The 21047-nt window shown below is 46.5% G+C and carries 15 protein-coding genes; 5 read left to right on the forward strand and 10 right to left on the reverse strand.

Going from position 1 to position 21047, the window contains the following annotated elements; translation table 11 throughout:
- Positions 1-34 precede the first annotated feature (34 nt).
- Together L1N97_RS03135 and L1N97_RS03140 are read left to right on the forward strand one after the other, a co-directional pair.
- Positions 35-1333 carry an MGH1-like glycoside hydrolase domain-containing protein gene (locus tag L1N97_RS03135; protein ID WP_236128793.1) on the forward strand — a complete coding sequence of 433 codons (1299 nt, stop codon included), beginning with the start codon at positions 35-37 and terminating at the stop codon, positions 1331-1333.
- A gap of 93 nt (positions 1334-1426) precedes the next feature.
- The gene (locus L1N97_RS03140) at positions 1427-2632 is read left to right on the forward strand and encodes an AGE family epimerase/isomerase (protein WP_236128794.1); all 1206 of its coding nucleotides are present in this window, start codon (positions 1427-1429) and stop codon (positions 2630-2632) included.
- An 80-nt stretch (positions 2633-2712) separates the two neighbouring features.
- Here the strand turns inward: L1N97_RS03140 and phoR are convergent, their stop codons facing one another.
- On the reverse strand, positions 2713-4050 hold the full coding sequence (gene phoR, locus L1N97_RS03145) for a phosphate regulon sensor histidine kinase PhoR (RefSeq protein ID WP_236128795.1): 1338 nt from the start codon (positions 4048-4050) through the stop codon (positions 2713-2715).
- Positions 4051-4056: 6 nt separating this feature from the next.
- Positions 4057-4746: a phosphate regulon transcriptional regulator PhoB gene (phoB, locus tag L1N97_RS03150; RefSeq protein WP_226749458.1), complete on the reverse strand. Its 690-nt coding sequence runs from the start codon at positions 4744-4746 to the stop codon at positions 4057-4059.
- Positions 4747-5083: 337 nt separating this feature from the next.
- Here phoB and L1N97_RS03155 point away from each other — a divergent pair, with 337 nt between their 5' ends.
- Both L1N97_RS03155 and L1N97_RS03160 read left to right on the forward strand, forming a co-directional pair.
- Positions 5084-7768: a hypothetical protein gene (locus L1N97_RS03155; RefSeq protein WP_236128796.1), complete on the forward strand. Its 2685-nt coding sequence runs from the start codon at positions 5084-5086 to the stop codon at positions 7766-7768.
- A gap of 103 nt (positions 7769-7871) precedes the next feature.
- Positions 7872-10532: a TonB-dependent receptor domain-containing protein gene (locus L1N97_RS03160; RefSeq protein ID WP_236128797.1), complete on the forward strand. Its 2661-nt coding sequence runs from the start codon at positions 7872-7874 to the stop codon at positions 10530-10532.
- 150 nt (positions 10533-10682) lie between these two features.
- Here the strand turns inward: L1N97_RS03160 and L1N97_RS03165 are convergent, their stop codons facing one another.
- The 8 genes from L1N97_RS03165 to L1N97_RS03200 all read right to left on the reverse strand — a co-directional run bounded on the left by L1N97_RS03165 (position 10683) and on the right by L1N97_RS03200 (position 19442).
- Positions 10683-10901 carry a YgdI/YgdR family lipoprotein gene (locus L1N97_RS03165; protein WP_229585252.1) on the reverse strand — a complete coding sequence of 73 codons (219 nt, stop codon included), beginning with the start codon at positions 10899-10901 and terminating at the stop codon, positions 10683-10685.
- Positions 10902-11172: 271 nt separating this feature from the next.
- The gene (locus L1N97_RS03170) at positions 11173-12084 is read right to left on the reverse strand and encodes a porin (protein WP_236128798.1); all 912 of its coding nucleotides are present in this window, start codon (positions 12082-12084) and stop codon (positions 11173-11175) included.
- Positions 12085-12352: 268 nt separating this feature from the next.
- Positions 12353-13141, reverse strand: coding sequence for a phosphate ABC transporter ATP-binding protein PstB (gene pstB / locus L1N97_RS03175; protein WP_229585250.1), 789 nt, complete (start codon positions 13139-13141; stop codon positions 12353-12355).
- A gap of 43 nt (positions 13142-13184) precedes the next feature.
- A complete protein-coding gene (gene pstA / locus L1N97_RS03180) occupies positions 13185-14555 on the reverse strand; it encodes a phosphate ABC transporter permease PstA (RefSeq protein ID WP_236128799.1) in 1371 nt (456 codons plus the stop codon).
- A gap of 6 nt (positions 14556-14561) precedes the next feature.
- Positions 14562-15956 (reverse strand): phosphate ABC transporter permease subunit PstC, encoded by a 1395-nt coding sequence (gene pstC, locus L1N97_RS03185; RefSeq protein WP_236128800.1) that lies wholly within the window; start codon positions 15954-15956, stop codon positions 14562-14564.
- A gap of 203 nt (positions 15957-16159) precedes the next feature.
- A complete protein-coding gene (locus L1N97_RS03190) occupies positions 16160-17188 on the reverse strand; it encodes a substrate-binding domain-containing protein (RefSeq protein ID WP_236128801.1) in 1029 nt (342 codons plus the stop codon).
- Positions 17189-17311: 123 nt separating this feature from the next.
- A complete protein-coding gene (locus tag L1N97_RS03195) occupies positions 17312-18952 on the reverse strand; it encodes a methyl-accepting chemotaxis protein (protein WP_236128802.1) in 1641 nt (546 codons plus the stop codon).
- Positions 18953-19151: 199 nt separating this feature from the next.
- A complete protein-coding gene (locus tag L1N97_RS03200; protein WP_229585245.1) occupies positions 19152-19442 on the reverse strand; it encodes a high-potential iron-sulfur protein in 291 nt (96 codons plus the stop codon).
- A 319-nt stretch (positions 19443-19761) separates the two neighbouring features.
- On the opposite strand from L1N97_RS03200, the gene L1N97_RS03205 reads away from it, so the two are divergent.
- Positions 19762-21000, forward strand: a complete 1239-nt coding sequence (locus tag L1N97_RS03205) for a DUF819 family protein (protein ID WP_236128803.1) — start codon at positions 19762-19764, stop codon at positions 20998-21000.
- The last annotated feature ends 47 nt before the right edge of the window (positions 21001-21047 follow it).

Here is a 21047-nt window from a genome sequence, read left to right on the forward strand (position 1 = left end):
ATTATTAGCCGATAAACTTAAAGGAACACCCATAATGACTAATAGTAATTGGACGGCAAGCACATCACCACAACAACAAAACTTGCGAGCATTAGCCGAAAAGACATTAATAAATAATGATTTAGGCGGTTATACCGTACCGACGCATGGCCTATATCCTTTTCAATGGAATTGGGATTCTGCTATTACAGCCTTAGGTTGGATGCAATTTGATGAACAACGAGCTTGGCAAGAATTAGAAATATTGTTTTCCGGGCAATGGCCTGATGGCATGGTGCCGCACATTTTATTTCATAAAGATTCTGACAGTTATTTTCCAGGCCCCGTAGTTTGGGGGGCAGACAAACCCATCAAAAGCACGTCTATTTCGCAACCCCCCGTGGTAGGAAGCGTGATGAAAATCATGCTTGAACAAGCCAAAGACCCGCATTTTGCGCGAGAAAAAGCGACGACATTATTCAATAAATTAGTCGATTACCATCTATGGTGGTATCAGCAACGTGACCCGGAAGAAACCGGCTTGGTGGTGACTTATCACCCATGGGAATCAGGCATGGATAATAGCCCGGCTTGGGATGATGCTTTACAGGCAGTGCCATGCGTCACCTGGTCTTATGAGCGGCGCGATACTAAACACGTTGATTCCGCGCAGCGCCCACATAAAAGCGAATATGACCGTTTCTTGTATTTGGTAGACTTTTTCAAACAGCATCAATTTGATAGCAAACGCATCTTTGCACAATGTCCGTACAAGATGAATGATATTGGCATCATCGCGATTTTGCATCGCGCCAGCAAAGATTTACTCATTATGAGTGAAATGCTGCAAATGCAAGACGAGCGCACTGAGTATATTGCCAAGCGAATGGAAGTCACGCAACAAGCCATCAGTGCTTTGTGGTGTGAGAAAGACCACTATTTTTATAGCCGCAATGTGTTGACCAATCAGCTTGTCGCAGTAAAAACCTCGGCTGGCTTACTCAGCTTATATGCGGGTTTCGCCTCTGCAACACAAAAAACCAGCTTAAACAAAACCAGCATTGAATGGCTACAAGCTAGTCAATTCAGCCTGGCCTCAACGCACCCAAGCGCAAGCTGCTACGAACCACAACGCTACTGGCGTGGACCGATTTGGCTGCATATTAACTGGATGATTGCCTTAGGTTTAGAAGAGTCGGGATATCAAGATACCGCCAAATCGATTCAAAACGATAGCCGAGAGCTGATAAAACTCGCTGGTTTTTATGAATACTTTAATCCAGAAACGGGTGCCGGTTGTGGTGGTAAAGATTTCTCTTGGACCGCAGCAATCGCGATGCATTGGTTACTGTAAATAGCGAAAAGTAACTTAAGACTTGTTTTCGTGGCAGCCGCTTTGCTGCTGCCTTGCTTCACACATTGTGTACTCGCCCCTTAGGAGCTTGTTATGAGACCGACTTTTCCTAATTTTAATAGTAAGGCCTTTCTAACCCAGCATATCGCAGATACGCTGGCTTTTTATGAGCCCAACATTGATGCTCCCCATGGTGGTTTCTATCAAAACTTTGCTGATGACGGCAGCGTATTTGACAAAGAAAGCCGACATCTCGTCAGTTCAACCCGCTTTGTGTTCAACTATGCACGCGCCTTTTTACTGTTTAAAGACGAAAAATACCTACAAAGAGTAAAGTCAGGTATCGAATTTCTACGTAACGCTCATTTTAATCCTAAAACGCGGGGGTATGCTTGGTTACTGAAAGTCGACGAAGCAGGACATATTCAAATCCTTGATGATACTAATCATTGTTATGGCTTTGCCTTTGTTATGTTGGCTTATAGCTGGGCGTTCAGAGCTGGCGTGCTAGCCGCAAAAGAGTACTTAGCCGAAACGTTTGCCTGCATGGAACAACACTTCTGGGATACAAAGGCCAGTTTATATAAAGATCAATTTAATGCGGACTTTAGTGTTTGCGATCCTTACCGTGGTCAAAATGCCAACATGCACAGTTGTGAAGCGCTTATCGCCGCGTTTGAAGCGACCAAGGAAAACCATTATCTCGATCGGGCATTGTTATTAGCTGACACCATGGTCAACCGCCAAGCATCCATGATGAATGGCCTGATTTGGGAGCACTATGATACCAATTGGAACGTCGATCTTAATTACAATAAAGACGACCCAAAACATTTATTCCGCCCGTGGGGGTTTCAACCCGGTCATCAAACGGAATGGGCAAAATTGCTGTTATTTATAGCACGGCATCGCCCAGCCGATTGGTTGCTAGCGAAAGCAGAAATACTCTTTAATCAAAGCATAGACATTGCTTGGGATAAACAACATGGCGGCTGTTTTTATGGTTTTGCGCCTGATCACAGCATTTGCGATGATGACAAATATTTCTGGGTTCAAGCTGAAAGTCTCTGTTGTGCCGCTTATCTGTTTAACGCTTCAGGTAACCCAACATATCAAAACTGGTACCAAGAATTATGGCGTTATAGCTGGCAACATATGATTGACCATAAATATGGGGCTTGGTTTAGGATCTTAACCGCAGACAACCAAAAAGTTGATGATAAAAAAAGCCCGCTTGGCAAAACGGACTACCACACTATGGGGGCTTGTTTCGATATTTTACAACTGGGTAGCATTTAGCCCGTGTGCTTGAAATAAAGGGTGTAAAGCCCTCGACAGTGGCCTTAGTCATCTTAACATCGCCTAAAACACAAAACGTGCTATTTCGTTAAAAAATTAGGACGTTTTGTCACTGCCGGTGTATTCAGCACTAACTCTGGCGGCAGTGCAAAAGAAAAAGTACTGCCTTCACCCGGCTCTGAAAAAATCATTAGCTGGCTATTATGACGTGACAGCACATGTTTAACGATGGCTAAACCTAAACCGGTGCCCCCGGTATGACGAGCACGCGCCTGATCTACGCGGTAAAAGCGTTCGGTCAGTCGTTTCACATGATTAGCCGCAATACCTTCGCCATTGTCCGTCACCGTAAACAGGGCTTTTTGATGTTCGCGCTGCCAGCTGATATGGATCTCCCCCTTGGCAGGGGTGTATTTTATCGCATTCGTCACTAAGTTAGAAAAAGCACTCCGCAGCTCTTCTGCTACCCCGGTCACTTTTAGACTGTCATCAATGGTAAAGTGTAATTGATGTTGTTTTTCTCGGTTTAAGGTTTCGGCTTCGTGTTCAATTAAATGCAGCATGGCGGGTACATCCACCTCTAATTCAAACTGCACTCTTGCCGCCGCCTCAATCCGCGATAAGGTTAATAACTGCTGCACTAAACTGTCCATGCGTCGCGTTTGTTCTAGCATGACAGTATGGGCTTTAGGCCAGATCGCCGGTGGCGGTTGGCAATCGGCATCCATCATTTCTAAATAGCCTTGCAGCACCGTCAATGGCGTACGTAACTCATGCGATACATTGGCAACAAAGTCTTTGCGAATTTGCTCTAACTGCTTTAATTGGCTGATATCGCGGACGATCAGCAGAAATTGCGCCTTACCGTAAGGCATCATTTTACATTCAAGCACCAGATTAGATGAGGTAGGCGACAAGACTTCTAACGGCTGTTGAAAGCGTTGTTCTTTCAGGTATTGATGAAACTCAGGCGAGCGAATTAAATTATCAATACGCTGCCCTTCATCACTTGGCCAACGTAAACCAACCAATATTTGCGCCAGCTTGTTACACCAAATGATACTCCAGTCTTCACTTAGCACCACCACCGCCTCAGGCAGGGCTTCAGCGCCATCTCGAAAACGCCTGACTAAAGTCCGTAATTCTTTGCGTTTGCGCCGCTCGCGCCGCTGCTGAAAGTAAATGCCGTCGAAGATTTGTTGCCAGCTACCATCGCCGGCCGGAGGGGTGAGTTTACGATCGCGCCACAACCATTTATCTAATAAAAAGATATGTTTATAGTGCCAAGCCAGTTGAAACACACTCACTATAAACAAAGCCAGTAAAATATCACCAAAGATCCAACCGACAAAAGCTGCCAAACCATACTGCAGCAAGGCTTTGCTCAGCAGTGTCTTTTTAGACAGCAATAAACGCATGGGCGCTTACTTAGCCGAAAAGCGGTAGCCAGATCCGCGCACTGTTTGCACTAACCTGTCATGACCGTTAAAGGCGATAGCTTTACGTAATCGACGAATATGCACATCCACAGTGCGATCCTCAACATACACATTAGTGCCCCAAACATGATCCAGTAATTGTTCGCGGCTGTAAACGCGCTCAGGGTGTGTCATAAAAAAATGCAATAAACGAAACTCAGTTGGCCCCATATCTAAAGGCTGTTCGGCTGAGGTGACGCGATGCGATACCGGATCCAGCTTTAACCCCTGCACTTCAATCACATCATCTAAACTGGTGGGTGCAACCCGACGGATCACCGCTTTAATGCGTGCCATCAACTCTTTGGGTGAAAATGGCTTAGTGACATAGTCATCCGCACCCACTTCTAAACCTCGAATTTTATCTTCTTCTTCACCGCGTGCCGTTAACATAATGATCGGGATAGTACGGGTGATCTCATGCTGCTTCATTTTCTTGGCAAACTGAATGCCACTGCCACCTGGCAACATCCAATCGAGTAAGACGAGATCGGGATAAGGTTCAACCAACATCTCTACCGCACTGTTGAAATCAACGGCAGTAGCGGCTTGGTAGCCATTTTGCTCTAGTACAAAACACAACATATCTCGGATTGGAGCTTCATCTTCTACAACGAGAATTTTACGCGACGACATTTATTCACCTGTGTAATGGTTATTTACCTAAGTGCCAGTATCCAATCAAAATATGACATTTTTATGAAATATAGCATCCTTTGTGTTGTTGCTCATTAACTCACTGTTTTTCTTCCTCAGCAGCCGGCCCATTTTTGGCGTTTTATGCAGCATACTTTATGACAGTTAAGTGAATTATTTATGTCATACCGCCCTGCAGGCCTTGTCAGTACTCATTGTTCCAATTTCAGTTACATAACCAGCCTAGTCTGTAATAAAAGCGTCATAGCCGCAAGCTAAGTTAGCCGCACATTCATTCTTATTGCTCACTCATCAAAATAGATACGGAGAAATCGTCATGGCTTTAGGCAAATTATTAAAACTGAGCGCTATCACATCTGCCCTCATCCTCGCAGGATGTGGTGGCGACTTAGTGGTGAATACCAATGCAGGTGACAACGCGTCAGTTGGCGGTGGCGGCACGACACCCCCAGTGACCAGTAGCTGCCCGGCCTTTGCCACGCAAGGGAGCAGTTTAGCCGGTGTCAGTGCCACCGTGTGTGAAATCAGCGGCACCCTCACCAGCGATGTGCGCTTAACCGCAGATATTGTTTGGTCATTAAGTGGCAAAGTTACCGTGGGCAACGATAATAGCAACAGTGCCACCTTAACCATTGAACCTGGCACGCATGTTTTTGGTAAAAGCGGCGCCGATTATTTAGTGGTCGCTCGAGGTTCAAAAATTCAAGCCATCGGTACAGCAGCGGCGCCCATCATTATGACCTCGGTAAACGATATGTTGGGACTGTCTGATGAAGAATCGGCTGCTGAATGGGGTGGTTTAGTCTTACTCGGTAAAGCGCCAACGAATAAATGTGATCAAGCCAACTTAGCTAGCTGTCAGGTTGAAGCAGAAGGGGAAGCCGGCCCCTATGGCGGTAACGACCCAGAAGATAACAGCGGTGCACTGCGCTATGTGCAAGTACGTTATGCCGGTTTTGAAGTGATCCCCGATAATGAACTGAACGGCATTACCTTTGCGGGTGTGGGGCGCGGCACCACCGTCGAATACATTCAAGTTCATAACAATTTAGATGATGGCGTGGAGTTTTTTGGCGGTACTGTCGATGCCAAATATGTGGTGCTAACCGGTAACCGCGATGACTCTTTAGACTGGGCTGATGGTTGGCAAGGTCGTATGCAGCATGTGCTGATCCGCCATAACCCGAATGATACCAAGGCCAACCGGGGCATCGAGGCAGATAATCAATCTGGCAACTTCACAGCCACACCGGTTTCAAAGCCGCAAATTGCTAACCTGACCATCATCGGGAACAACTTTGATGGCGAAGATGATTCTGAAGGTATCTTACTACGCGCCGGAACCGCAGCTGAGTTATACAATGTTATCGTTACCGGCCCAAGTGGTATGGGCGAATGTTTTGAAATTAACTCCGACGAAACCATCACCAACGCGGGTAATGGCGAAATCGTCTTCCGTAATTCTATTCTTGATTGTGCCGAGCCATTTAAAAACTCGGTTGATGCCAGCGGCAACGTCACCTTAAACGCTGAAACCTGGTTTCGTGCTCAGCCTGGCAATATGGTAACGGACGCATTGTTAGGCGGCTATATTCCTGCACCTAACTCACCTGCCCTAGGTAATGGCTACAACGTGGCGAATAACGTTGACCCTTGGTTTGATAACGTCAATTACATTGGTGCTTTTGATGGCATGAATGATTGGACAACCGGTTGGACAATTGGCTTACACCCCGATGATGACTTGGCAGCCTGCCCAGCAGGGACCACTGCAGTCAACAGCTTAACGGGTCGTTTAAATTGCCAATTGTCTGGCGATATTACGGCAAATGTTACGCTTGCAGCCGGTGCGGATTATGTATTAAACGGCCGAGTGCGCGTTGGACAAGATAATCAAAACAACGCCACGCTAACCATTCAACCTGGTGTCACCTTATACGGTAAGTCTGGTGCTGACTTCTTAGTGGTCAGTCGTGGTTCAAAAATCAATGCCAATGGCACCGCGGCAAACCCTATCGTTATGACGTCAGTGCAAGATGTGATTGGCTCACCTACAGCAGCAGGCCAATGGGGTGGCTTAGTCTTACTGGGTAATGCACCTAGCAACAAATGTGATCAATCTAACCTGGCCAATTGCCAAGTCGCTGCAGAAGGTGATGCGGGCAACTACGGCGGTGCTAACTGGGAAGACAACAGCGGCGTGTTGAATTATGTGGTGGTGAAACATGCCGGCTTTGAGGTTATCCCCGATAACGAATTAAACGGCATTACTTTCGCCGGCGTGGGTTCAGGTACCCAATGTAGCAATATCCAAGTGCACCAAAACGTGGATGACGGTGTCGAGTTCTTCGGTGGCGCGGTTAGCTGTAAGAATGTGGTGTTAACCGCGAACGGCGATGACTCAGTAGATTGGGCCGACGGCTGGCGCGGTAATATGCAGTTTGTCATTGTAAAACATGCTGCAGATGGCGCTAAAGCGAACCGTGGTATCGAAGCGGATAACCAATCAGGTAATTTCGGCGCCTTGCCCATATCAAACCCGGTTATTGCCAACCTAACCATTATCGGTAACACCTTTGACGGTGATGATGATTCTGAAGGTGTATTGCTACGCGCTGGCACTAATGCGCAATTAGCTAACTTTGTGATTACTGGCCCGATAGGCATGGGTGAATGTTTAGAAATTGAATCCAATGAGTCGCGCGCGTTAGCCGCTGCCGGTTCCTTAACGCTCACCCATAGCGTTATTGCTTGCCCTACTGAAGCGACCAAAGGCACCGTCGATGCTAACACCACGACAGAGCAATGGTTCTTAAATCAGCCTGGCAATAGCTTCGCGGCTAATCAAGCTGCGGTGTTGGACGGTATTTTCACTATCGACACTACCACACCTAAAGATATGACAGCCGTTAGCAGCTTCTTTGAAGCCGTTGACTTTATTGGTGCCGTTAAATCCGGTAACGACTGGACCGCAGGTTGGTCTGTTGGCTTAGACGACTAACTCCCTTGCAGCACAACCCAAATGACGCGGTTGTGCTGCTCTTTTTAGGCCATCTCATGGCCATCGCCAGTAACGTTTAAAAAGCTGATAGGACAATGTTCAGATGAGCAGCAGACAAAAACTAAATTTAAGTCGGGTAGGTCTAGGTGTATTGCTGGCCATCAGCACCACCACTGCCCCGCTATCTTTCCAAGCCATGGCTGAAGATAACAGCTCGGCTGCACCCACTGCAGAAGCCGATTATGAACGGATCTCCGTATCAGGTCGCCTGATGAGCTCCGCCGCTGCCGCCGCAGCTGAACGGCGAGAGCAGCCGTATGTAGCAGAATTACTGGGTATGGAGCAAATTTCGCGCGCAGGCGATAGCAATGCGGCCACCGCGCTGCGTCGTGTTACCGGTTTAACACTGGTTAAAGACAAGTTTATTTATGTTCGCGGTTTAGGCGAACGGTACTCTAGCACGCTGTTAAACGGCGCTATGGTACCCAGCCCAGATCCAACCCGTAATGTGATCCCGCTGGATATGTTTCCGGCCGGCATTATCGAAAGTTTAGTGGTACAAAAGGCTTACTCCCCGGAACTACCGGCCGCTTTTGGTGGCGGTAATGTCAATATTAGAACCGCAGCCATCCCCTTACAAACCACCTTTAACCTGGCAATCGGTACAGGCTATAACAGCTTAAATAGTGCTGATGGTTTTAGCTATCACGGTGGCGCTGATGATTGGCGCGGTAAAGATGACGGCACTCGCGCCATCTCTACCGAACTCGCCGCAGCGCAAAGCCAATTTGGTGTACTAACACCCATCAATATCGCGGAAGCCTTAGGCGGTATCAACGCGTCAAACCTTGCTCAAGCGCAAACGATTGTGCGTGAACTGGGAACCGCCTTTAACCGTGATATCGATATCAGCCGCACCTCAGTTAAACCTGACTTTGATGGCAGTGCCTCCTTTGGTAGTCGGTTTGATCTGGCAAAAAATGTCGTGTTTGGTGTGATGACAGGCTTTAGCTACGATCGTGCGACCCAAAATATTGAAGAACAAGAGCGTTATTACTCAATTTCAGGGGAGGCTTTAACACCGCTTAATCGTTACGATGACATTCGTGGCACGGAGCATCAGATCAAAATGTCAGGCATGCTTAATTTTGGGTTAGAACTCGGCGTCGATCATCGTTTAGAAACCTCAACGATTTATCTGCGCGATACTAAAGATGAAATTAAGATCAAAAACGGTGACAGTATCGAAACCATCAACGAAACCAACCGTTTTAACACCGACACCAGCCTAACATACGAAGAACGCAGCATGTTAAGCAACCAACTGCGTGGCAAGCACAATCTTCCGTCTCTGTGGGATTTGGCTATCGATTGGCAATACACCGATGCCAAAGCACGTCGTTATGCCCCAGGCCAAGTTGAATACCGTTATTTGAATGAAACTCAAGCCGACGGCTCTGTTTTTGCGTTCTTACGGCGTAACCAAAATGCCGTAACCTACAGCTTTGGCGATATGCAAGACAACACGGAAAATCTCAGTTGGAACCTTAAGTTACCACTAACCATGGGTAAAGCCGACCTGTCGCTAGCAGCAGGTTACAGCTATTTTGAACGTAACCGCGATGCCCAAACCGATCGCTTTAACTTTGATACCGTGGGTTTTAGCCTACAACAGTTATCGGGCAGCTTTGCTGAGATCTTTTCTGACAACAGTATATTAGATGCGAGCAATGGCTTTAAGATATCAAATGTGACCACTCAAGCTGATGATTACTTAGCCGCGCAAATGATCGATGCCGGTTATGCAGCTTTAGAAGTGAATTATGACTACCTGTTTCGTTTAAACCTTGGTGTGCGCTACGAAGATTTTAAGCAAGTCTCGTTACCGTTAACCGCTGATGGCCAAATTAGCGGCAATGTCACCGACTCGGTGTTAATCGAAGATGGCTTTTACCCTGCGTTATCGTTGACGTGGTTTGTCAATGACCAGTTGCAAGCACGTTTTGGTTACAGCAAAACGGTGGTTCGACCCGACCTGCGTGAGGTAACACCGGTGTTGTATGTGGATCCCCTCACTGACTTTAAAGTTACAGGTTTTGCCGGTTTACGCAGTACTGACATTAACAGTGCCGATGTGCGTTTAGAGTGGTATTACGATACCAGTAACTACAGTGTTGGCGTATTTTATAAAGATCTTGCGAACCCGATTGAGGCCATTGAATTATCTGGCTCTGACGGTAATTTGCTGATGTCATTTCGTAACGCCGAAAGCGGCACCCTATATGGCGTGGAAGCCGAGTTTTTACAGCAGCTCGATATGTTTAACGGTGAGTTTGGCCAATTTGCTGATAACTTTTTCTTAGCAGGTAACCTCACGGTCAGTGAATCAGAAATCAGCATTCAGCGCTTCCCTGGAGCAAATTTAACCCATCTAGAGCGAAGCTTAAGTGGTCACTCGAAGTATGTGGCTAATTTACAACTCGGTTTCGATGCGGATAACAATAAACACAATGCCACGCTAACCTATAATGTTTTCGGTAAGCGTATTGCATTTGCTGGGGTAAATGGCAAAGACGATGCTTTTGAGCAGCCGTTTAACTCGCTGGATTTTACCTACAGCTACACGCCTCTGAGCAACCTGAGTGTCAAACTGGGCCTGAAAAACCTGCTGAATGAAAACGTCGAAATTTTGCAACAAGGTGAGATTTTACAAAAGCGCACCGAAGGGCAAAGCTATTCGTTGAGCTTTTCTTACCAATATTAAGCGATAAAACAAAAGCCCCTATTCTACCAAGGGAGCCCGAACAGGGGCAGACCAACACAGAATAAGGGCTTTTTCATCATCGTCAGCACAGCGTGATGGTCTGTCATGTCGTGCAAGTAGTCCCCAATGACAAACTATGTTTATTACCTATTAGGGTTGTGGGGTGTTTTCATCTACTTTTACGCGCTTTTTCGGTGGATTTAACCAGACAACATGACCTAAGTGCGGGCTAGTACGCGTTAATGCCGTCGCATCTTCTAGCTGCTGCTCGTCTATTTCATAGACATACTGTGAGGTTGTGTTAGTGGAGCATCCGGATAGTAACGATAAGGCAAAAGCAGTCATAACGATGGGAAGATATTTTTTCATTGGCTAGACCTCTGTTGTTAACCTGAGTTCACTATAAACAGCGCCGCCGAACTTGTCTAACACAGCAATATGACAATCTGATGAAGCCTGAAAATTATAAACAATTGAAAAATAAAGCTATTTTAAAATAGTGATTTTCGGTGTGACACTATTAAGACGCTTTAAGTGCGGTGGGTTATAAATAACAGCATTGATAAAAGAATTTGGTTTAAAAACGGGGAAAGAGGGCAATAAAAAAGCCGGTTTAAAACCGGCTTTTTCAGGATTAAGCTTAAAACTTATGTTTAATACCTACCGCTAAATAATCACGATCAGGTGAATTCACATCAAAATTAAAGCTGCTATACCAAGCATACAGCGTGGTGTTTTTACCGGCTTTGTAATCGGCACCCACACTGATAGCATCATCGTCTTCTAAAGTTTGATACTGTGCTTTCAGTTCAGTTTTACCCACTGGATAGGCGGCGCTAACTAACCAGCCATCTTGCTCTACACCCGTGGTAATATTCTCTTGTGAATGGAACATCGCGCCCAGTTTAAAATCAGCCGCTTTCACTTGCGTTTGTAAACGCAGCGTATCATAACCCGCCACTTCTGAGTCCATTGATATGGCAGCATAATAGGCGCTGTCTTTCAGGTTTTCATCACCGTAATAGACCGAGGCCGAGTAGGCATCTTCCGCATCTGCTGCATCTTCCATCACGTAGGTTAATTGCATACCAAAATCATTAAATTTTGGCGTGTAGTACGTCACTGAATTACTGGCTCGTACTTCACCGCGCCAAAGCGCTTTTACGTCAGCTTCGTAATCACTGAATAAGTCAATTTTACCTTGCGCATCTTTTTGCGCCGTATCATGGCGCCCTAAACGCACTTCACCAAAGTTACCTTTTAAACCAACATATTGATTTCGAGAGGTAATGTTCTCGCTACCGCTAACATCCGCCAGATCAACCGCCCATTCCACTTGATAAACTAAAGTCAGGCCACCGTCTAATGCAAAATCACCTTTCAAACCAAATCGTGAGCTGTTGCTTTTCAGTTCAGAGAAACGCCCTTCCCCTTCATCACTGGATTGTGCTGAAACATTCAGTTGACCATAAACGGTAAGTGGCTCAGCGTAAGCGACAGTGCTAACGGCGGAACCTAAAACTAATGCTACTGCAATTGATGATTTTTTCATGTTATCTACCCGAGTTAATTAGGTTTCATGTAGCTAATGCTCACAACCATAGTATTGATGACGAGGTGCATAATAAGAATTTTTTATGACAAACAAATGACAGTATAACATTTATATCGCGTTTATTTAGATTAGCCTGGACTGACCATAACAATGTGTATTGATAGACGAACATGGCGGTGGGGATAACACAGGCGCAGTCCAGCAATGGGTTCAGCAAACAAGAAAGGCGCTTTCGCGCCTTTATTTTTTTGCCAAAAATCTAAGCTTAACCGTAACGGCCTGTAATATAGTCTTCGGTTTTTTTCTGTTTCGGGTTGGTAAACACATCGTTGGTGCCACCAATTTCAATTAAGTTACCTAAATGGAAAAACGCCGTGCGATCAGACACCCGGGCAGCTTGCTGCATATTGTGCGTCACAATCACAATGGTAAAGTTTTGCTTTAATTCATCGATTAACTCTTCAATAATCGATGTGGCTATTGGATCAAGCGCCGAACAGGGCTCATCCATTAAAATCACTTCTGGGCTAACCGCGATGGTACGCGCAATACACAAACGCTGCTGCTGACCACCCGATAAACCGGTACCCGGTTGATGCAAGCGATCTTTTACTTCTTCCCATAAACCGGCACGACGCAAACTAGATTCCACAATATCATCTAAATCAGATTTTTTACTGGCTAAACCATGCAACTTAGGGCCATAGGCAATATTGTCATAAATCGATTTCGGAAAAGGATTCGGTTTTTGAAACACCATGCCCACCTGAGCACGCAGTTGCACCACATCTAACGCCGGATCGTAAATGTTGTAGCCATCTAAAGCGATTTCACCCGACACTCTACAAATATCGATGGTGTCGTTCATCCTATTTAAACAACGTAAAAACGTTGATTTACCACAACCTGACGGGCCGATAAAAGCAATCACTTCGTTTTCAACGATATCCATATCAATGCCATGGATTGCCTGATTATCGCCATAAAACACTTTGACATCTCGCGCGGTCATTTTGATTTTTTCGGCGTTATTTAACATGGTTACTTCACTCATAGTTTAATCCTGTTCGCTCAATTTATAGGCCGTGCATCATGGTTTACCAGCGCACTTCATAGCGCTTGCGTAACCAAATAGCCAAACTGTTCAGAGATAACATCATCACCAATAACACAATGATGGCGGCCGAGGTTCTCGCCTCAAAGAAATTCCGTAATTCGTTGCCTTGCCACAGGTAAATTTGCACCGGTAAGGCCGTTGCTTGATCCATGGCACTACCTGGCACCGATGCCACAAAGGATTTCATGCCAATCAACAATAAGGGGGCCGTTTCACCTAAGGCTTGTGCTACACCGATAATCGAACCGGTCAAAATACCTGGAATGGCTAGCGGCAACACATGATGAAACACCGCCTGCGTTTTAGACGCGCCTAAACCTAAGGCCGCTTGGCGGATCGACGGAGGAATGGCTTTTAAGGTCGAACGCGTGGCAATAATCACTGTGGGTAATGTCATCAGTGTTAGCACTAAGCCCCCAACCACCGGTGCGGACATCGGCAAATTAAACCAACCGATAAAAATAGAGGCCCCTAATAAACCAAACACAATAGAGGGCACAGCGGCCAAATTGTTAATATTCACTTCGACCAAATCGGTCAGGCGATTTTTCGGCGCAAATTCTTCTAAGTAAATCGCCGCGGCAACCCCCATCGGAATGGCTAATACGATAACCACCAGCATCATATACAATGACCCCATAAAGGCGCCGGCTAAACCCGCCGAGGCCAGAGAACTGCGCGAATCGGGGTTCATAAACAAGGCAAAACTAAAGCGGTTACTGATCACGCCTTGCTGTTTTAAAGCATCAACCCATTCGCGTACCTTGGCACTGAGTTGTTGTTGCTCGTCAGGTAAACTGCGATCAATATTGCCTTTTAACCAAACATCGATATTGGCATCTGTGAGCAAGTGTAAGGTTTTGGTTTGACCAATAATCGAAGGGTCAGCAATCACCAAATCACGCAACGCGAACCGCTCACCGGAGGTCACGATACGTTGTAATTCACGCCGATGTTGCTGAGCATCAGGGATCACTTGCTGTAATGCCGGGAAAATAAGCCGATTAAAGTTTACTAAACCCACTTCTGAACGCCACGCCAAATCACGCTGCCGAAACTCGTTCTCCGTTTCTCCTGCTTGCGGTTGCGGCTGTTCGCTGATCTTGACTATGGCAGGATCAAAGTAAATATCCAAGGTAATACTGTGCTGCCAAAACGCCGGTAGCCCTTTGGCAAAAATATTCACAAACAGTAAGATCACCAATAAGATACTGGCCGATACCGCCAATAAACCTGCGGTTCTAAATAACTTTTCTTGGCGATGGCGTTTTTTTAACGAGCGCACCACTTGTTGCTGTACTTTGCTGTAAGCCTTGTTCGCGCTGGTTACGGTGTTAAGTTCAGTCGTCATTTGGGATCACTCGTATTGTTCACGGTATTTACGCACAATCACCAATGCTACGATATTCAGCAGCAAGGTAATGGCAAACAGGGTTAAACCTAATGCGAAAGCCACCAAAGATTGCGGGCTAGCAAAGTCGTTATCACCCGTTAATTGATTAACAATGGTTACGGTAACGGTCGAGACGGCTTCAAACGGGTTAGCGGTTAAGCTTGGGCTGTTACCTGCGGCAAGCACCACAATCATTGTTTCGCCAATCGCCCGGCTCACCGCCAATAACACGGCCCCGACAATGCCGGGTAACGCCGCCGGTAACACGACTTGCCGAATGGTTTCAGACTTTGTTGCCCCCAAGCCTAAAGAGCCATCACGTAAGGATTTTGGTACCTGAGTTAAAATGTCGTCGGATAACGATGAAATAAACGGGATAATCATAATGCCCATCACCACCCCGGCCGTGAGTGCTGAAGTCGCACGAATCGTCATACCGATGCTTTGCCCGAACTCAGCGAAAAAAGGGCCAACCGTCACCAGCGCAAAGAAGCCATAGACAATCGTAGGAATACCGGCCAACACTTCGATAATCGGTTTAACGGTATTGCGTACCCGCTGTGGTGCGTATTCGGCTAGATATATCGCCACCATCAAACCCAGTGGAATGGCCACCAACATGGCAATCAAAGCCACCAATAAGGTGCCCGCTAACAAAGGGAGTAAACCAAAGCTCCCTTGGCTTCCGGTTAACGACCCTTCGGCTAAACCAACGGTAGAAAAACGCGGATTCCAGGTAGTGCCAAAGAAAAAGTCTGCCGGGCTAATAAACGAAAAGAATTTTAAGGTTTCGCCCACCATCGATAACACAATACCCACTGTGGTTAAAATGGCGACGGTTGAGCAAAGCAATAACACGGCCATCAAGGCTTTTTCAACTTGATGACGCGCACGTAATGACGGTTGGATCTTTTTAAAACTGAGCAATAAACCTAGCGATGCCAAAATAAACATTAACGCAGTTAACATTAAGGCGCTTTTCTGCTGCAATGCCGACAGATAACTCGCTGCAGCCACTTCCCAATCAGCCGCTTCGGCAACCACCCCAAAATTATTGGCTAAATTACTAATACGACGCATTAATACCGCAGCTTGTTCGCTATCGGTTAACAGTTCTGCAGGCACCGTCGCTAATGTCAGCGTTTGCAGCACACCGGGCGCCAGCCAATTCCACAATAATAGCAACAGAAATGGCGGTAACACCGCCCATAAGCCGACCATCATGCCGTAATGATGTGGCCGAGAATGCATACTGGCACTGTTCTGACCGCCCGCCATGCGCCGGCTGCGAGTCATGCCAAATTGATAGGCAATCGCCATGAAGATCAGCAGTACAAAAATTAAAGACAGATTATTCATCAAAGCTCCGCTTTCGCACAGAGGACAATTTAGTGGGGGCAGGATAACGCGCTAAAGTTGCAGTTTTATGACAGTCACAGCAAACAACCCTGTTGTTTAGCACAAACTAAAAAAAACCACCTTTACAAGTCTGCTGATCAGTTAGCGGTGAGGCTTAACTGACCTGCATTAATCTTGCAGGTGGTTTTTTTAGAATACTGAAATTACAGTGACTTTTTACTACGAATGGCCGCTAAGATTTCAGCACGCTCGTCATCCGCTAATGGGATCAGACCGGCAAATTCTAGCGGGCTGGCTTCACCCGAGGCCGCATCCGATACAAAGTATTCAGCAAATTGCTGTAAACCAGGGATCACGCCGATATGCTCGCCTTTCACATAGAAAAACAATGGCCGTGACACTGGATAGGCGCCTGAAATAATGTTCTCAACAGTAGGAACCACACCATCAACAGTGGCCACTTTAATGCGGTCACGATTCGACTCATAGAAACTTAAACCAAATACGCCCACGGCGTCTTTTTGTGCTTGTAAACGCGCTAAGGTTTCAGTGTAGTCACCCGCAATTTCAACTACGGCGCCGTCAGTACGCATGGCTAAACAAAATTCACCCTGCTGATCCTTTGACATGGTTTTGATTTCAGGCAAAGACTTACACCCTTCTAAAACCACTTTTTCTTCGTACACTTCGCGCGTACCATGGTTAGAACCGGGGATGGCTAACAAGATGCTTTGATCAGGCAATGACTTATCAATTTGCGACCAACGCGTGTAAGGATTCGCCACCATTTTGCCGTTTTGTGGCACTTGCGCGGCTTGCGCGAGAAACACATGCTCAGGTTTTAAAGCAAAGGTTCCGGCATCCACTCGTGAGGCAAATACAATACCGTCGTAGCCTATTTTCACTTCAATAATGTGTTTAACGCCATTGGCTTTACACGCCTCCACTTCCGCAGGGCGAATTTGCCGCGATGAGTTAGCCACATCAATAGTATTGGTACCCACGCCTTGGCAGAACTGGCGTAAACCACCTGAAGAACCGCCTGAACCCACAACAGGTGTCTTGAACTGAGCAAAGTTATTGCCAAATTCTTCTGCCGCAATAGATGAGAATGGCAGCACGGTAGACGAGCCAGCAATTTGAATGGTGTCACGGGTACTTTGTGCAGTTGCCGCAAAACTGATACTTAAAGCAGTGATTAAAGCCAGCTTAGAAAATGTTTTGATTTGCATAAATTCATTCCTCGATTGCAGAAGGTTATCTCAACCCCTGTAGTCTGCCTGTGTAATATTGCATTAATGTGACAAGCAAGAATTTGTTTATTTTACTAGGTGTTCATTGCACCTGCGCAAAGGTTATTGAATGCGAAATTGCCGCCAACCGGCACTCAGTTGCTCCGCAACGGCCGAAAGTTGCTCACTCGCCTCAGCTGATTGTGCGGCACCATCATGCAGTTGCTGACTTGCCGCATGCAGCAAACTAATTCCGCTGACAAAGCGCGTAGTCACCGCCTGTTGACCCGAACTCGATAAAGCAATTTGTTGGTTAAACTGGGCTAGCCTGCTGACTTCTGCCGCAATATCCCGAAACACAGCTTCAGTGTTACGTGCTTGCAAAACACTACACTCTGCCTGCTCTGCGGCTTGATCAATGGCGGCAACCGCGTGATCGGCCTGTTGTTGCAACGTATTAATCATCTCGCGGATTGATTCAGTCGCCGCCTTAGTATTGCCTGACAACGTTCGCACTTCATCAGCCACCACCGAAAACCCTCGCCCTGCTTCACCGGCACGTGCCGCTTCAATCGCTGCATTTAACGCCAGTAAATTTGTTTGCTCTGAAATACTGCCAATCACTTCCAAGACACTGGAAATTTTGCCCGCATCGCCTTGTAAACTGCGCATCAAATCGCGCGATTGCAACATAGTTTTCTCAAGAAGCTCAGAGCTTTGCATACTTAGTAACGCATCAGCACTGCCTTGTTGGCAAAGGTGTTGTGCACGGGTCGCACTGTCGGTTGCCGCTGCAGTTTGACTGACCACTTGATTTAGTGCGGCACTCATCTCTGCCACCGCCAAGGCCAGCTGATCGGCTTGATGAGCCTGCTGCCCTGCCCCCGTATTGACTTGCTCACTAATGGTTTGTGCTTGGCCGGCTTGTTGACTGAGCGCCGAAGAACTCGCTCCCAATTGTTGTAGTAGAACCGCAAAACGACCAAGCATTTGATTTAACGCTCTGGCCGCCTCTGCAATTTCATCATGGCCTGCCTCATCAGCTCTTAAGGTGAGATCAGCCTGCTGTGATAATTGCAATAACATGTCACGCAACCGTTGCAGCGGTTGATTAACCGCAACACGGGTACGCCAAATTAACGCTAACACCAATAGCAATAAAGCTGCACCGCCATATAAATACCCCTGTAGCATGGCTAAGGTTAATTGCTCAGCCTGATCGCGTACTTCGGCAGCGGTGGCAATTTGCTGCTCCACAAACTGCTCTGCTTGCACCGTAAACGGCGCAATGTGTTGTGACACTTCGTAAGTAATGGTCGATTCATTAAGAATTTTAACTAGCAAGGCATCTGAACCAGCAAACGCTATCCATTGCTGATAATGCTGGATCGCCTTTGCAAAAGCGGTGTCTAATTGTTCAAGTAACACCGCATCCTCTGCGGTTTTGGCTATACGTTGATCGATAAACTGCTGCCAATGCTGTTCGGCCTCTAGCAGTAATTGTTTAACCTGCTGCTGAGTCTGCTCAGCGCTAATCCAGCCCGTTCGATACTGTTGTAACAAACTTAAACCTTGTTGCTGCAAAAGTTTTTGCGGTGTCATCACATGCGTTAAAATCACCAAATGCTGGGCATATAATTGATGAAATAAACGGTCTTTGGCTGTAGCTGCCCAAAAGCTGGCTAATAACACCACCACTAATAATATGCAGGGGATCAGCCCAAGTAGCACAACACGTTTAGCAATGGTCAGTTTAAGTCGCATGACACACCTGTCTTCATCCTAAAAAAGGATACCTTAACAAGCGGATATGGCTGTTTTATGACAGGATAATAAAGGGGTAAAGCAGCAAACGAAATGAATGAAAGACTCACGAAAAGGAGTATAACAACGGCTCAACCAGCCGCAAAATAACCCAAGTTTAAACACTCTGGTTTAAACTCAGGTTGAGGTGGAGGCAACGTTAAGCTTTTTTAACCCAAGCAGAGCACCAGCCTTCAGAGGCCACTAATTTACCTGGGAAAATAGCACATGGCCGCCATTCTTCACCATCAGCACCTTGCACTAAGCTACAGTTTGCACATTTCTGATCGGCTTTCTCAGACTTGTGCGTGTATTTCATTGCGGCCGCTAACGGATCATCTAACTTTACCGGCTCGGCAGCAAAAGCTCTTAAGCTAACGCCACCCACGGTCATACCAATCACTGCACCGGCAGAGATCTTGAAAAAATTGCGACGATTAATATTATTCATGATGTTTCTCCTGCATTGTTGCTTATTATAATACTGATGAATGCGCGTTGTGGATTTGATAAGCATCAAGTTTCCACTGAGTTGTGCCACGCCATCTCTGGTTTAACTATTGCCATGCTAAACCCAGTGTAGATGATTTCGTATTTATTACCGCATAAATTTTTGCTTTGCAGCCCACACCGCCATCAAACCTCGTTTTTACCGCTTTGGTCGCTTTTTCAATAGTGATCAAAAAGGCATGCTAGCCAGCCCCACCCTGTCTGCGTTATTGTTGTTGTAAGCTGTAATAGGAAGCAAAAGACTTCAGGAAAACCACACCATGCAAAACTCTGCTGTTCTGTTTAACAATGATGCTGTGTTATTTGGCGTCATTACGGTCATTCTGGGGGTGGTATTTTATACCAGCCACAGCAGTCACCGTTATTGCCAAGCGTTTTATCGTTTTGTTCCCGCCTTGTTACTTTGCTATTTTTTACCGTCACTGTTAAATACTTTTGGGTTAATCGATGCAGAAGGCTCGTCGATTTATCATGTCGCTTCACGTTACTTACTCCCCGCTAGCTTGGTGCTGTTTACATTAAGCGTCGACTTTAAAGCGATTTTAGGGCTAGGGCCTAAAGCCTTAATTATGTTTTTAACGGGTACCTTGGGCATTATGATCGGTGGGCCCATCGCGTTATTAATTGTTGGTAGCCTTGCGCCTGATGCCCTGGGTGGCGATATTTGGCGTGGCATGACCACCATTGCCGGTAGCTGGATTGGTGGTGGCGCCAATCAAACCGCGATGAAAGAAGTGTTTGAAGTGGATAACACGATTTTTTCGGTGATGATCACCGTTGACGTGATCATGGCGAATATTTGGATGGCGGTGTTATTAATTTGGGCCAGTCGCGCTGAGAGTTTTGATAAGAAAACCGGAGCGGACACCAGCGCCATTCGCGAGTTAAAACAACGTATCGAACACTATCAAGCGCAGCATGCACGGATACCGCAACTGCATGATTTGATGTTGATTATTGCGGTAGGTTTTGGTGCCACAGCCATAGCGCATTTTGCTGCCGATGGTATTGCGCCTTGGATAGCCAAAGAAGCGCCACAATTAGCCATGTACAGTCTGACCAGTACCTTTTTCTGGTTGGTGGTGGTAGCCACGACGCTGGGGTTATTATTATCTAACACCAAACTCAGAAAACTGGAAGCCGTAGGCGCATCTAAAATGGCCTCAGTGTTTTTATATATACTGGTGGCCAGTATTGGTATGCAAATGGATATCCGCGCTATTTTAGATTACCCCATTATGTTTGTGGTTGGCGTAGTGTGGATGGCCATTCATGCCGGTTTACTGGTCATTGTGGCAAAGTGGATTAAAGCGCCATTGTTTTATCTGGCTGTGGGCAGCCAAGCGAATGTCGGGGGTGCGGCCTCGGCCCCCATTGTCGCAGCGGCCTTTCACCCGTCACTCGCGCCGGTTGGGGTATTATTAGCGGTACTCGGTTATGGTGTCGGCACTTATGGTGCTTATCTGTGTGGGCTTATGCTGCAGTTTGCTGCGCCTTAAGGGCGCTTTCTACACATAAAAAAGCCAGCTTTCGCTGGCTTTTTTAT

It is taken from the genome of Rheinheimera sp. UJ63 (assembly GCF_021568285.1).
GTDB classification, from domain to species: Bacteria; Pseudomonadota; Gammaproteobacteria; order Enterobacterales; family Alteromonadaceae; genus Alishewanella; species Alishewanella maricola.

What these genes read in the sequence shown, in the direction of transcription:
- L1N97_RS03135 (WP_236128793.1), top strand. Translation starts at nt 35, where the DNA reads ATGACTAATAGTAATTGGACGGCAAGCACATCACCACAACAACAAAAC.
- L1N97_RS03140 (WP_236128794.1), top strand. Translation starts at nt 1,427, where the DNA reads ATGAGACCGACTTTTCCTAATTTTAATAGTAAGGCCTTTCTAACCCAG.
- phoR (WP_236128795.1), bottom strand. Translation starts at nt 4,050, where the DNA reads ATGCGTTTATTGCTGTCTAAAAAGACACTGCTGAGCAAAGCCTTGCTG.
- phoB (WP_226749458.1), bottom strand. Translation starts at nt 4,746, where the DNA reads ATGTCGTCGCGTAAAATTCTCGTTGTAGAAGATGAAGCTCCAATCCGA.
- L1N97_RS03155 (WP_236128796.1), top strand. Translation starts at nt 5,084, where the DNA reads ATGGCTTTAGGCAAATTATTAAAACTGAGCGCTATCACATCTGCCCTC.
- L1N97_RS03160 (WP_236128797.1), top strand. Translation starts at nt 7,872, where the DNA reads ATGAGCAGCAGACAAAAACTAAATTTAAGTCGGGTAGGTCTAGGTGTA.
- L1N97_RS03165 (WP_229585252.1), bottom strand. Translation starts at nt 10,901, where the DNA reads ATGAAAAAATATCTTCCCATCGTTATGACTGCTTTTGCCTTATCGTTA.
- L1N97_RS03170 (WP_236128798.1), bottom strand. Translation starts at nt 12,084, where the DNA reads ATGAAAAAATCATCAATTGCAGTAGCATTAGTTTTAGGTTCCGCCGTT.
- pstB (WP_229585250.1), bottom strand. Translation starts at nt 13,141, where the DNA reads ATGAGTGAAGTAACCATGTTAAATAACGCCGAAAAAATCAAAATGACC.
- pstA (WP_236128799.1), bottom strand. Translation starts at nt 14,555, where the DNA reads ATGACGACTGAACTTAACACCGTAACCAGCGCGAACAAGGCTTACAGC.
- pstC (WP_236128800.1), bottom strand. Translation starts at nt 15,956, where the DNA reads ATGAATAATCTGTCTTTAATTTTTGTACTGCTGATCTTCATGGCGATT.
- L1N97_RS03190 (WP_236128801.1), bottom strand. Translation starts at nt 17,188, where the DNA reads ATGCAAATCAAAACATTTTCTAAGCTGGCTTTAATCACTGCTTTAAGT.
- L1N97_RS03195 (WP_236128802.1), bottom strand. Translation starts at nt 18,952, where the DNA reads ATGCGACTTAAACTGACCATTGCTAAACGTGTTGTGCTACTTGGGCTG.
- L1N97_RS03200 (WP_229585245.1), bottom strand. Translation starts at nt 19,442, where the DNA reads ATGAATAATATTAATCGTCGCAATTTTTTCAAGATCTCTGCCGGTGCA.
- L1N97_RS03205 (WP_236128803.1), top strand. Translation starts at nt 19,762, where the DNA reads ATGCAAAACTCTGCTGTTCTGTTTAACAATGATGCTGTGTTATTTGGC.